Below are 13,286 nucleotides of genomic sequence, written 5' to 3' on the forward strand. Positions count from 1 at the left end.
AAAATGCAGTACACACTTTGTATTAAAATTTGTCTTTTTAAGTCAAGAAAATAATTCTGATATTTGATATATTTTCTTTGGAGGAATGTAATGGAACAATGGGAGAAGGTCAAAGCTGTTCAGAAAATGCAGGACTTTATTAGAAATCATATAAATGAAGAAATAAAAGTCGAAGAGATAGCGAAGGCATCAGGATATTCTAAAAGACATGCTACCCGCATTTTTAAAGAGTTATTAGGAAGAACTCCTTTAGACTATGTAAGGGCAATTCGATTAACAGATAGTGCAAAAGATTTGCTGAAAAGCCAAGATAATATTTTGAACATAGCCATAAATACACGATTTGATACACATGAAAGGTTTATACGGGCTTTCTTTAGAGAATTTGGAATAAGACCACAAAAATATCGAAGGGAAAGACCTCCTCTAAAATATTTTGTTCAATATCCCATTAAGCATTACTATTCTTATCTTAATGTTAAGGAGAAGGAAATCATGGAAAATAAAGACACAGTAACGTTGTGTACTGTAAGTGTTATTGAGAGACCAAAGAGAAAACTGCTGCTCATACGTGCAAGAAAAGCACATGACTATTGGAGTTTTTGTGAAGAAAATGGTTGCGATTGGGAGGGATTGTTTAATAGTATAGAATGCAGAATAGATAATGCAGCAATTATGGAGCTTCCAGGAAAACTATTAATAGATGGAACAACAAATTGTGCGGCTGGTGTTGAAGTTCCATATAATTATGGTGGTAAAATTCCAGAAGCCTGTGATTGCGTTGAATTACCAGAATGTACTATGATGTACTTTCAATCTGAACCACTTGAAAACGAAGATGAATTTGGAAAAGCAATTGATAATGTATATAAAGCAATATATGAATATAATCCAAAACAATACGGGTTTGAATATGCATTGGAATTAGCTCCTAAATATAATTATGGTGCTTCTAAAGAAACAGGAGCAAGACAAGCGATTCCTGTAAGAAGAATTATGTTACATAAATAAGTATTACTCATAATAAATATTATTAGTAATCATTTATTAACATGTTCGTATTAAAGGATGGATTGATGGGGGAAAAATTTATGATAATGCTTTGGAATCAAAAAGAAGTTTTTGTTGGATATTCATTGCAGAAGTTTAATGAAATCCGTCAAATACTTTCAGCAAACAAAATCAAGTATAAATACAGATTGGTTAATAACAGTAATGACTATCTTTTTAGTTCAAGAGGAGCTAGAACAGGTACTTTCGGTGAAAACATGAATTATTCAATTACCTATTATGTGTATGTGCATAAGAAGGATTACGAAAATGCATGTGCAATACTGAAAAATCCAAAATATCAAAGGTAATTTAATAAAGTGTATTCGTACTTTGCTTATTTTGTATCGCTAGAGTAAATTATGACGCATTAATTATTACTTTTAGGTAAGGGATAAAATGTAGACTGTGGGAAGTATTTTTCAGATTTTATTTTATTTAATGGTTATTTCAATAATATTAACTGCTGTTTTATCAAAGAAAAATATTTCAAGTGTAAAGATAATGCTATTTGGTATAGCATTAATATATTTTCAAATTCGGTTTTAAAAGGAATGGTTCAGTACGGAATTGATGATTTAATATCAATAATCGGTTTAAGTTTTTGTATTGTTGGTTTCATTAAGAAGGATAAGTAATTCATTTATTTTAGTGCGGAAATTTTCTTGTTAAACGTCATAAGCATAAAAGTTTGTGGCGTTTTTAATTATGGCAAATTAGGAATTTTTATTAAAAGATTCAGACTATATATGTTATAATTGGTATAATACGGAATAGTAGAAAAGTACGATAGAACTCTTCTGAGGAGGTATAAAATGAAACGAGTATCGTTTAAGCAACCAACTACTCATTATGATGAAGGTATTAAGCAGATTGATGAACAAATATGTGAATTAATAAAACAACGTAAGGAAATTTCAAACAATAATCCAGGCTATCCGACTTTTGAATACATAACTAAATGGGCAGAAAAGTTTGGTTTATACGAAGAAATGCTAAAATCAATATTTTATTCATTATGGAATGAAAAAATGTATAAACCTTTAGTTGAACCAGAAGGCTTTCAAAGGAATTTACCAGTATTAAAGTCTATTGAAATAAATGATAGGTTATTTTCTATAGTTTCAATACGTCAGTTTTCAAATTCTAGTATTGTAAATTTCAATATAGACTGGGATAATATAGGTCATTTATCAGAGAGTAAACCACCACATACTCGTTTTGAATTATTTATTGATGAACGATATGAATGCAGTGTTGCAGATGGTACAGGCGGGGATGGACACTTTCATTATAACTTCATTGTATCACCACCACTACCAGACAACATTTCTGGAATTACATTCGCTTTTAAAGAATATAATCTGCCATTCGGAGATAAGCAAATAGGTCATGATATAGTAATCCAGTTGTAATATAAGTTGAATTGGCTAATTCGCATATTTCTTATATTGTTTAATAATGGTGATTAATCGTGATATACTTGTAAATTTTATTGGGGGTATTGAAGTTGAGAAAAATATGTATTTTTTTGGTGAGCATAATGTTATTAACAATTACTGGTTGCTCAAATAAACAAGTGGATAACATTGATTATACTTTTAAAGGAGAAAATGAATTTTGGACTGCTGAATATCAAGTAAAAGGAATAGGTACATTTAGTAAAAAATTTGGCCAAATCAATTTTGATAGCGATCTAAACAAAACATTAACAGTAACATATACTAAGGACATATCCCAATTATCTTCGGTTAAACATATAGAAATATCATATGAAGATATCACCTCTCCATTAAAAGGTAAAACACTAATAGAAGATTATAAAAATGACTCCCATGCTAGAAAAACTTATATTTTAAAGTCACATACTACTGGCTCAGCGATTGAGGCTGGTAATAGTATAATAAAAGTAACAATCAATATTGATAAGCAAATACAAACAATAGAATTGAAAAATGAATAATAAGTTTTATAGTTTAATATTGCTAAATAATGGTAAATTGTGATTAATTATTAGAACGATATTAATATTTAATCTTGAAGATATAATTTAGAAAGAAAAAGGGGGGAGTGACGTTTGGCAACTTGATATGCCATTCGCACTTTCTTTGGTACAATTTCATCTATCACATTTTTAGTTCCATTGAAAAAAATAAGAAAGCATACAAAATATTAAATTTACATCGGATTATTCTTATCTTGTGACGTAAGAATAAATTATTATAAATTTACCGTTGGAGTAAAAATTTTATGAAAAAGTTGATATTTGGATGCACTTTACTAATTATGGGTACATTATTCGCAGAGTCTTCTTTAAATATAGCAATACCATTTTGGGTGATAGGTTCCATTTTCGCGTTATTTAGTATTTTAGACGATAACAAGGTTAAATAAGAACCAATGTTGGTTCAGAATATTTTTATGGTTCATTAATCAGAAATTACTATTAATGGAGAATTGTAATATATTACGAAGGAAGGATTGATTTTTTGAAAAAGAAAAGCATAATTGTCATCTTATTCCCTGGACTATTTATGACTATAATAACAATTACTTCATTTTCAAATATACTTGAATCTTATAGTGCTTATTTTAAAGGACTATTCATATTATCATTAATTCTATTATTTCCATTTTTATTTTTAATACAAGGAATTATATGTGCTTTAAGCTTGACCAACATATTTTGTGCACTTGGGGTATCTATATTTTCATTTATAACATTAATGTTTATTTATTTAAATAGCACAGCGTTAATATATATATTGATTTATTTAATATTAGGGATAACTGGATACTTAATAAATAATTATATTACAAAAGGTAATTCCTCAAATAATAGTTAAGTTCGTATTTTTCTTTTATTGTACAACAGTAGATAAATATGAAGCAAAGGTTTTTAAAAGGAGAAATAATATGATAAGGAAATTAGATCAAAGAGATAACAATAACCTTATGGAGTTAATTATGGACGAGCCTGAGTATAACCTTTATATAATTGGAGATGTGGAGAACTTTGGATATTGTCAGGATTTTCTTGAATTATTTGGTGAATTTGATGAGTATGGTGTGATATCTGCTGTTTTAGTCAGATATTTTGGCATTTTTAATTTGTACGCAAAAGATAGATTTGACGTGGATGGATTTGTTAATATAATGAAAAGTTATGACAAATTAGGAATGTTAGTTGGCAAAACACAGATAATTTCAAGATTTGAAGATACATCGTTAGGATTTAATAAATCCGAACTCCACCATTTTGCTGTGTTAAAAGAGTTAAAACCACAATTTGAAATAGATAAAAATGTAATTGTAAAAAAGGCAAATACTGAATATGTTGGAAGAATAGCAGATTTGAAAAACATGATTAGTGAATTTTCCAGTGGAAGTAATAATTTTAAGGAGATTCTTATAAATGACTTTAAAGCTGGAACTGCTCAAGGATATTATATTGAAGTCGATGGGAATATGGTATCGTATGCCCAAACTTCTGCCGAAAACAGTAAATCGGCAATGATAGTCAGTGTTATGACTGATAAGAAATACAGAAAAAAAGGACTGGCATCTGCATGTTTAAAAGTGCTGTGTGATGATTTAGTTAAGCAGGGAAAAACACTCTGTTTATTTTATAGAAATCCTGAAGCAGGTGCAATTTATAGGAGGTTGGGATTTAAGGAAATAGGCTTGTGGAGTATGTATATGAAAACGGAAAAATAAATAGTCACGTTCGATTGAATGTCATTTAATTTACTACGCATTCTTCTTTTAGAATTTGAACTGCCTTCGGAAGTCTTTGTTGATATTTTAGTTAAAGAGAAAAGAGTATATAATGACAAATTAAAAATAGAACAAGATAATTTTTCACATTCTGGTATATATAAATGTCACTTCAACTCTATAAGGTATTTAGAAAAATACTATGAGGATGTTTCTCTATTTGTGAGTTTCTATGATAAAAGTATAACAATCCCTTTAACTTCAATAAAGAAAATTGAATAAAATATATTAAAAATAAGTAAGACACATTATTATTTTAAGACGTAATATATTCTATTGCGAATAAAAAAGAGGGAAGTAATTATGGATAAGAGATTTATTAGTTTAATCTTTCTTAGTATGGTATTTTTCATAGGATGTAGTAATTCGAGTAAATTAGACAGTTCATCTAACACTAAACCTCAAAAACAAAGTAACGCCATATCTCAAAGTAATAATAATTTGACTTTTGAAAAATCTGAGGTTTACAGCAATCTATTAATGGTGAACAAAACCACAGGATGGATTGTAAGAAATAATGTGGTGTTAAGAACTATTAATGGAGGCTTGGACTGGAATGATGTTTCGCCCTACAGTAATAGCAAGACTAATGATACTCAGTCAATAGTTTCAACATATTTTTATGACAGTAATATCGCTTGGGTTAGTTTTGGAAATGATTTAAATGACGGCAATAAACTAATAGTATATCACACTACAGATGGAGGAGGACATTGGGAAAAAGAATCTTTGCCAGCAATTGAAGACTGGGAAGGTACTGGAAACGAAAATATTAATTTTATTGATCCCTCAAATGGATTTATATTGGTGACATCGCAACCTGCTTTGGGACAAATGAACAAATCAATCTATAAAACTAATAATGGCGGTAAGAGTTGGCTAAGAATTGGAACTATAACTAATAAAATTCCAAGTTATCCAACAGGTTTGACTTTTAAAAATAGTAGAGAAGGTTGGATTACATCCTCAAATCATGGAGAAAATTATATTACAACATTCAAGACGGATGATGGTGGTTATAGTTGGCATAAAGAAAATTTGCAAATGGTACCTGTGTATAAAGATTATTATACAAATTCTTATCCTCCTGTTTTTTTAAATAATGAAAAGAAATTTGGAATTCTGCCTATAGAATATGTGAATGAAAAAAGCCGATTTATCATTCCCTATATAACAAATGATGGAGGAAATTCTTGGACTGCTACAAAATCTTTAAGTAATTATGACTTATCTCATTATGATTTCATTAATGAAAAGCAGTGGCTAGCAATTGATAATAAAGAGAATAAATTATATGAAACAAGTAACGGTGGTAATAGCTTTGAAGAATTATCTCAAAATGAGATTTTTAAAGGTATCAAAACCTTAGATTTTATCTCAAATCAGATAGGTTGGGCTATTGGAGATAATTTCTTTATTAAAACAATAGATGGAGGGAAAAATTGGACTAAAATTAATATAAACAAATGAACACCTCAATCTACTAATAGATTGAGAGCTTTTAATGGAAAAGAACACGATATATACGTGTATTTGCATTATGTAAATATAAATCCTAATGATATAAATTGTTCCAAAACACTTGCTAAAATTGTAGAGGATATAAGATTTTAAAAGTTAACAAGTTAATATTATAAAATATTAGTTTTTCTTATATTACAAATAATCATAATTACTATTAATGGGGAGTTTATATGAAAAGAAAGATAATAATAGTTCTATTTTTAATTTGTATCGTATCAATTTCTACTAACGTTTTTCAGTTTTACAAAATTGAACAGTATAGTAATCAGCAAAAGTTCTACACTGTAGCAGTTGAAAGTGGTTTTAAATCCTTTATAACTGGTCTAGATTACTATGATGGTAAAACAAGCGCATTATCAAATGAAAGTGCTATAAAAAATAGCGTAAGTACCATCTCAAGTATAAGTAATAAAATGCTTATATCAAAATACAAAGATAATAGGCCACTCTCAGAAATGTTAATGTATTTAGATATGTTTTTCGTTATGGAATCTGATGAATATATAAATAAAAATATAAACAGTATTAAACCCCAATTAACAAATATATCTAAAAATTTAAATGATGAGAAAGCAATAATAGAATTAAATTTTGTATTGAAAAAACTTGTGTCAAACAAGTAAAACTCCAAACATTTAAAGTAACGTATAATCTCATTAAATGATGAACAATGGTAATTTGTTTAGAAGCAGAATATTAAATTGAGGTGGGAAATTTGGCTCATAGAATTAGAATTGGGAATCTATATGGGATACCTTTGCCTAATAGTAAATTTGCATTTGGTAGATATATGAGAGATGCATCAATAGCAATTTATAAGCATATAGGGAATGACATTAGTGATATACCAAAAGATGAAGATTACCAGTTTATTGTGGGAATCTATACGGCTGATATTAATAAAGATTTAATATTAATAGATAATTTACCATTTGAAAATAAAGAACATGAATGGCCTCCACCAACATATATATTAGATAAAATTAGCGGAGAATATGAAATTTATTATAGAGGTGAAATAAATCGTGCCAGTAAAGACAAATGTATAGATATGGAGAAAGCTTCTATCTGGCATACAAATCATATAATAGATAGAATCCTGGGAGATAACAAATGGGGGACGAAATCAAAGGACTGATGTAAAAATAATTTAATATATTATGGGTGGGGGAGTATTGGCTATACTTGGGATTATATTAAGAGCATTCCCACCAGAACGCATAAATAATAATTTTGGATACAGGTCACCTTCTGCTATGAAGAACAAAGATACATGGTCTGAGGGGAATCGCTTCTGCGGTTTAATACTTATATGCAGTGGTGCTATTTTCATTACATTCTCTATATTAGTAAGATATCTATATAATAATAATTTGAATTTTTCAATGAGAGTATCAGTAGCAGCCCTGGCTATGATTCTAATGGGAAACATTATATTTACTGAAATCCATTTAAGAAAATTGTTTGATAAAAATGGAATAAGAAAAAGATAAATGAAGCAACATTTTTATTTAATTCTGATATTGAGACGCAATTGTATTCTATTACGTCATAAAAGAGGAAAAAATTAAATAAAATAGAAGTCCATATCCAATATGGGTATGGATTTCGTTTTTTAAGATATTGGTTCAATAATTATATAATGTACTTTTACTTTGGCCTAATAAAAAGTATGAATTTTATATTTTTTTAAAATACTTGGAACCAAAGGATTATTTTATAGGTCTAATTAGTAGGAAAGATAAAATTATATTAATAAACGTTTGGGGGAAGGAAATGGAATACATTGAACTTGTGAAAGCTGCTAAAAAAGGGGATAGCAAATCATTCTCAAAGTTAATAAAACTCTTTGAAAAGGATATGTATAGAGTGGCAAAAGCGATAATGGGGAACGATGATGATGCACTTGATTGTATTCAAGATGCAGTTTTAAGAGCCTACAAAGGCATACGGAATTTATCAAATGAAGAATATTTCAAAACTTGGTTAATTAAAATTCTAATTAATTGTTGCAACAACCTTATCTCTGATAGGCGGAAAATAACATCTTACATAGATTCTTCAAGTAGGGAAGCTGAAATCGAAGACGTAAAAATCGATAAAATTGAAATTGATGAGGCTTTACTGAAGCTTGATGAAGAAATGAAGCTTCCTATTATCCTTTTCTACTTTGAGGATATGAGTATATGTGATATAGCCGAAAGCTTAAGAATTCCCGAAGGTACTGTAAAATCAAGATTATCTAGGGCAAGAGTTAAGTTGAAGCAATTATTAGACTATAAGGAAAGAGGTGTTATATAGTATGGATAAAAACTCTGATATCGAATTAAAGAACTTTCTAAACTCTAATGAGAATTTAGAGATTCCAGAAGAAATTTCAAATGGCATTAACAAAGTATTGAATAAGATAGAAAAACGGCAAAAATTTAAGAGATGGATGAAGGGTGGCTCAATAGCTGCGTCGTTATTAATACTTATAACAATTGGATTGGGAGCAGCATTTCCAGCTTTAGCTGAGCAAGCAGCAGTTATTACTAGAATCCTTGGTAAGGAATCTTTTTTTAATAGAGAACTTCAGAGTAGTTTTTATAAAAGTGACATAAGTAATGTACAGAATAATTCTATAGCTGTAGGTCAAACTTCCACTCATAATGGTATTTCTGTAACAATGAAAGAAATTGCTTATGATGGTACAGCACTATATGCTGTATATCAGGTAAAAAGTGATGTTCCAAATGATAAGTTACGAAACGTGGGTAATATAAGTATAGGTGGCGAAACTACTGATTTTGTTGGCGACAACTTAATTGCAATACAAACGATTGATAACAATACAGTGCAGTTTGTACAAATGTTTATTATTAGTGGTGAAGAAAAGTTAGCAGATAAGTTTAATGTTTCAATAAATTTTACGGAATTGCTATTCAAAAAAGGTAATTGGTCATTTAATATGATTCTTGATAAAAATGAACTGGCAAAGGATTCAAAACTTACGGATTTAAATAAAGTGGTTAATTTCAATTCAGGGAAAGCAAATGTACGTACATTAGCTCAATCATCTACCTTTGCAACCCTTACTGTAGACTATGACAACTATAATCGTAATAAGGATTATAATAATTTTTCATTGATAGATAATTATGGAACTGAACTTCAGCAAATAGAGTTTGCTACCCAAGAAATAAAAAAGGGAGAAAAAACAGAAGTTATAACTGTATACAAGGTATCTAAGGATACAATTATAAAAAAGGTTGTAGCCAATCAATCAACATCATTTGAATATCCTTATCCACAAAAATTTAAGGACTTTACATATGTTGATTTAAATACCAACTTTCCTAAAACTGTAATAATAGGTCCAGGAAAAGAAATAACAATAAATAGTATTAGCCTGAAAGAAGATTATACAACAATTCCACATAGCGAAAATAGTAAATACAAATATTATGTATTTACTATAACTGCAGAGGATTTATCCATACAGGATTATGTTTCTAATGGAGGAATAACTATATATCATAATGACATGGCAAAGACTAAATATGGTGCCTATAATTATGCCAGAGCTAATGTGGTAGGTAACAACACTTATGAAATTAGTTTTATAGGAAAAGATGCATCTAAAATGCAAGCAACAAATTGTGTTTTAGCGTTTATACCTTATGATGAAGTATTAAATCAAAGGGCTGAAATTGATATAAAATAATTGATGGTAAGCAATTTGTCTTATCAAGAAAACTTTAGCATATTATTTATACTTCACATTGATAGAGTGGAAATTTCTACTCTATTTATTTTTTTGAAGGATTAGAAAGATTTTTAGAGAATATTATTCCTATATAATGTGAGATTAGGTTACAATAAAAAACAGCTGAGAATTAATTAAAGAACGTAATATAAGAAAAATATGAAGAAGTAAATTAATATAAATAAATTCATATCATGGAGGTTTTTATGGATAAGTATAAAAAATATCGAAAGATAAGAAGAAGGCTTGAGACTGTATCAGCTTTAATTTCTATTTTTATTGGTAATGGAATAAGTTCTGCTTTAGGCATATATGGTAAAAAAATAATTTCATTGGATAGTATATTAAACCTTGCTATTATATGTGTAATTGCTTATGTGTTAAACTTTTTTGCTGTGAAAATTTCAGATAAATGGTATGAAAAAAACATGGACAAGTAGATACATAACTAGTTATATAAAAGACTTATGTATATGATATAAGAAATAAAGAGGAAATACTAATGGATTTTTAAAATTAAAATATATTAAAAGTATTGAATTTAGTATTGACTCTAACCCAAGGTTAGGATTTAAAATTACCTTGAAAGGGGTGAAAATCTTGAAAATTAGTGAGTTTGCTATTAGGTCAGGGGTAACAGTAAAAGCATTACTTCATTATGATAAAATTGGATTATTACGGCCATCTTTAAAAACAGAATCAGGTTACAGAATTTACAGTGATGAAGATTTTATCAAACTCCAACAGATTACAACTTTAAAGTTTGTTGGGTTATCACTTGAAGAAATAAAGCAACTTATAAATGAAAAAGATCAAAATGTAGAAAGTATAATAAATACTCAAACGAAAGCATTAGAGGAAAAAAAGAAGCACATTGAGACTGTTATTGCTGCACTTAATAGAGCCAAGAAGCAAATAAAAGATAATAGTTTTTTGGAAGTACAACAGCTCATTGATATTATCAAGATAACCAATATGGAATCTAGGGCAAAACAGAGATTTAATAATGCAAGTACACAATATGTTACGGATGGTTATTATTGGAGAGCCAAATCTGCAGAGTTAATAAATAAATTAGTTAAGCCAAATTTGAATGATATTATACTTGATTTAGGCTGCGGTACTGGGAAACAAATTATTGATTTGTCACGAAAAATAAAATTAGCCATCGGAGTAGATATTAGTGACGGAATGATTACACAATCTAAAGAAAATATAGAAAAAGCAAGGGTTCATAATGTTGAGGTTTATGTTGGAAGCTTTGAAGAACCTGATTTAAATGTTGACTTACAGAAAAAATGCATTAATAAAATTATATCGAATTATGCGCTGCATCACTTAACAACAAAATATAAGAAAGACGCAATAGAGAAAATGGTTACCTTAGGCGGCGATAATTTAGAGAGCATTATAATTGGTGATTTAATGTTTTTTGATAATCCTGATGATTACAAGGAAGAATTTTCTTTAGTAGGATATGGACCAGAAGTAGACTTTCCATCAAGTGCCGAAGAGTTAGCAAATTGCTTCTTAAACTTTGGCTTTGAAATCCATGTGCACAAATTGCACCCACTGGTAGGGGTTATAGCTGCAAATAGAAAGAATTAAATATATTTGATCTAAATCACTTTATAAAATTCAATAATGGGAAGTATGAGATAAATATTAGTATAATAATAATTTATCCATAAAATTAGCACTAGTTATTGTAAATAATTGGTGCTAAAATTTTAACTATTATTGCATTATGTAATAAGTTTTATATAATATATAAGGTAATACTTATATACAAATTAAACTATAAAACAAGGGGTGCAAAAAAATTATGGCTCAATTCGTTGTAGAAGAAGCAAAAAGATGTCTTCAATGTAAAAGACCGTTGTGTAAAGAAGGTTGTCCTGTAAATACACCTTTTAATGAAGTTGTAAAACTTTTATTGGAAGGCAATATAATAGATGCTGGAGAGAAACTTTTTAAGAATAATCCACTTTCTGTAGTATGTTCATTAGTTTGCCCGCATGAAAAGCAGTGCCAGGGGCACTGTGTACTCGGAAGAAAAGGCAATCCAATTCAAGTTGGTTCTGTAGAAAATTATGTTTCGGATTATTATTTAAACTTCATAACTCCCGAAGCAAGAAAAAATACAGAAAAGAAAGTTGCAATAATAGGGTCAGGCCCAGCGGGTATAACCATAGCTATTATCCTTGCTTCAAGGGGATATGATATAACTATATTTGAGGCTCATGATAAAATTGGCGGAGTTTTAAGATATGGCATTCCAAACTTTAGGTTAGATAAAGACATTTTAGAAAAACTCAAGGACAAGCTGATAAGCATGGGAGTTAAAATAAGGCCAAACACTTTGATTGGACAAGATATAACTGTTGATGACCTATTTCGGGATGGATATAAAGCCATTTTTATTGGTACAGGTGTATGGAAATCAAAAGCCTTAGGTCTTAAGGGAGAATCACTTGGACATGTTCATTATGCAATAGACTACTTGAAAAACCCTGAGGTATATAATCTAGGAAAGAAAGTTTGTATAATTGGAGCTGGCAACGTTGCTATGGATGTAGCAAGAACTGCCCTTAGACACAGAGCCAGTGAGGTTTACATCATGGCTAGAAGGGGGGCTGAAAGTGTTACTGCTGAACAGGTTGAAGTAGAATATGCAAAATTAGATGGTGTCAAATTTGAATTCTATAAGGCCCCAGTAGAAATAACTGACCAAGGAGTTAAATTTGTTCAGACAAAAGTAATAGAAGAAGATAATTCTCATGGAAGATTAATAATGCTTGAAGGGACTGAAGCCTTGTTTGAGGCAGACTCTGTAATTTTAGCTACAGGCCAGGGGCCAAGAGCAAATATTGTGTCTACTACAAACGGCATTGATGTAACTGGAAATGGTCTTGTAGCTACTGATGAATGTGGAAGGACCACAAGAGAAGGAGTATTTGCTTCCGGAGACGTTGTAACTGGGGCAAAAACAGTGGTTGAGGCTGTAAAAGTATCAAAAATTGTTGCACAGGCTATAGATGAGTATGTTTGCAGCAAGTATAATTTAGATTAATAAAATATGGGACAGTCACAAAATGCAAATAATAGTTTAAGCATTTTGTGACTGTCCCTTTTTAAATATCGGAATTCCAAAAAGTAGTTCGGATTGTCCTTTTGATTATCATAA

Annotated in this window: 14 protein-coding genes; all 14 read left to right on the forward strand. The window is 29.5% G+C overall.

Translation table 11 applies throughout. The annotated features are described in order from the left end of the window. Positions 1–90 precede the first annotated feature (90 nt). The 14 genes from ACJDUH_RS08150 to ACJDUH_RS08215 all read left to right on the forward strand — a co-directional run bounded on the left by ACJDUH_RS08150 (position 91) and on the right by ACJDUH_RS08215 (position 13,172). Entirely contained in the window at positions 91–1,011 is a 921-nt protein-coding gene (locus ACJDUH_RS08150) for a helix-turn-helix transcriptional regulator (RefSeq protein ID WP_406764654.1), read from the forward strand. A gap of 80 nt (positions 1,012–1,091) precedes the next feature. Then, positions 1,092–1,361 (forward strand): hypothetical protein, encoded by a 270-nt coding sequence (locus ACJDUH_RS08155; RefSeq protein ID WP_406764655.1) that lies wholly within the window; start codon positions 1,092–1,094, stop codon positions 1,359–1,361. Positions 1,362–1,865: 504 nt separating this feature from the next. Continuing rightward, entirely contained in the window at positions 1,866–2,465 is a 600-nt protein-coding gene (locus tag ACJDUH_RS08160; protein ID WP_406764656.1) for a hypothetical protein, read from the forward strand. 95 nt (positions 2,466–2,560) lie between these two features. Next, positions 2,561–3,013, forward strand: coding sequence for a hypothetical protein (locus tag ACJDUH_RS08165; protein ID WP_406764657.1), 453 nt, complete (start codon positions 2,561–2,563; stop codon positions 3,011–3,013). 953 nt (positions 3,014–3,966) lie between these two features. Then, on the forward strand, positions 3,967–4,767 hold the full coding sequence (locus ACJDUH_RS08170) for a GNAT family N-acetyltransferase (protein ID WP_406764658.1): 801 nt from the start codon (positions 3,967–3,969) through the stop codon (positions 4,765–4,767). Positions 4,768–5,130: 363 nt separating this feature from the next. Further along, positions 5,131–6,297, forward strand: coding sequence for a WD40/YVTN/BNR-like repeat-containing protein (locus ACJDUH_RS08175; protein ID WP_406764659.1), 1,167 nt, complete (start codon positions 5,131–5,133; stop codon positions 6,295–6,297). A gap of 224 nt (positions 6,298–6,521) precedes the next feature. Next, positions 6,522–6,974 (forward strand): hypothetical protein, encoded by a 453-nt coding sequence (locus tag ACJDUH_RS08180; RefSeq protein WP_406764660.1) that lies wholly within the window; start codon positions 6,522–6,524, stop codon positions 6,972–6,974. A gap of 92 nt (positions 6,975–7,066) precedes the next feature. Beyond that, positions 7,067–7,489: an Imm26 family immunity protein gene (locus ACJDUH_RS08185; RefSeq protein WP_406764661.1), complete on the forward strand. Its 423-nt coding sequence runs from the start codon at positions 7,067–7,069 to the stop codon at positions 7,487–7,489. Positions 7,490–7,526: 37 nt separating this feature from the next. Further along, positions 7,527–7,844: an SdpI family protein gene (locus tag ACJDUH_RS08190; RefSeq protein WP_406764662.1), complete on the forward strand. Its 318-nt coding sequence runs from the start codon at positions 7,527–7,529 to the stop codon at positions 7,842–7,844. A gap of 283 nt (positions 7,845–8,127) precedes the next feature. Beyond that, entirely contained in the window at positions 8,128–8,652 is a 525-nt protein-coding gene (locus ACJDUH_RS08195; protein ID WP_406764663.1) for an RNA polymerase sigma factor, read from the forward strand. A gap of 1 nt (position 8,653) precedes the next feature. Beyond that, entirely contained in the window at positions 8,654–10,057 is a 1,404-nt protein-coding gene (locus ACJDUH_RS08200; protein WP_406764664.1) for a DUF4179 domain-containing protein, read from the forward strand. 248 nt (positions 10,058–10,305) lie between these two features. Then, the gene (locus tag ACJDUH_RS08205) at positions 10,306–10,539 is read left to right on the forward strand and encodes a hypothetical protein (RefSeq protein ID WP_406764665.1); all 234 of its coding nucleotides are present in this window, start codon (positions 10,306–10,308) and stop codon (positions 10,537–10,539) included. A gap of 151 nt (positions 10,540–10,690) precedes the next feature. Further along, positions 10,691–11,707 carry a MerR family transcriptional regulator gene (locus tag ACJDUH_RS08210; protein ID WP_406764666.1) on the forward strand — a complete coding sequence of 339 codons (1,017 nt, stop codon included), beginning with the start codon at positions 10,691–10,693 and terminating at the stop codon, positions 11,705–11,707. 217 nt (positions 11,708–11,924) lie between these two features. Continuing rightward, the gene (locus ACJDUH_RS08215) at positions 11,925–13,172 is read left to right on the forward strand and encodes an NAD(P)-dependent oxidoreductase (protein ID WP_406764667.1); all 1,248 of its coding nucleotides are present in this window, start codon (positions 11,925–11,927) and stop codon (positions 13,170–13,172) included. Positions 13,173–13,286 lie beyond the last annotated feature (114 nt).

This window comes from Candidatus Clostridium radicumherbarum (genome assembly GCF_045310525.1).
Taxonomy (GTDB): domain Bacteria; phylum Bacillota; class Clostridia; order Clostridiales; family Clostridiaceae; genus Clostridium_AT; species Clostridium_AT radicumherbarum.

Excerpts from the sequence above, each read along its gene's own strand:
- ACJDUH_RS08195 (WP_406764663.1), top strand. The coding sequence starts at position 8,128 with ATGGAATACATTGAACTTGTGAAAGCTGCTAAAAAAGGGGATAGCAAA.
- ACJDUH_RS08150 (WP_406764654.1), top strand. The coding sequence starts at position 91 with ATGGAACAATGGGAGAAGGTCAAAGCTGTTCAGAAAATGCAGGACTTT.
- ACJDUH_RS08155 (WP_406764655.1), top strand. The coding sequence starts at position 1,092 with ATGATAATGCTTTGGAATCAAAAAGAAGTTTTTGTTGGATATTCATTG.
- ACJDUH_RS08160 (WP_406764656.1), top strand. The coding sequence starts at position 1,866 with ATGAAACGAGTATCGTTTAAGCAACCAACTACTCATTATGATGAAGGT.
- ACJDUH_RS08205 (WP_406764665.1), top strand. The coding sequence starts at position 10,306 with ATGGATAAGTATAAAAAATATCGAAAGATAAGAAGAAGGCTTGAGACT.
- ACJDUH_RS08215 (WP_406764667.1), top strand. The coding sequence starts at position 11,925 with ATGGCTCAATTCGTTGTAGAAGAAGCAAAAAGATGTCTTCAATGTAAA.
- ACJDUH_RS08175 (WP_406764659.1), top strand. The coding sequence starts at position 5,131 with ATGGATAAGAGATTTATTAGTTTAATCTTTCTTAGTATGGTATTTTTC.
- ACJDUH_RS08200 (WP_406764664.1), top strand. The coding sequence starts at position 8,654 with ATGGATAAAAACTCTGATATCGAATTAAAGAACTTTCTAAACTCTAAT.
- ACJDUH_RS08180 (WP_406764660.1), top strand. The coding sequence starts at position 6,522 with ATGAAAAGAAAGATAATAATAGTTCTATTTTTAATTTGTATCGTATCA.
- ACJDUH_RS08170 (WP_406764658.1), top strand. The coding sequence starts at position 3,967 with ATGATAAGGAAATTAGATCAAAGAGATAACAATAACCTTATGGAGTTA.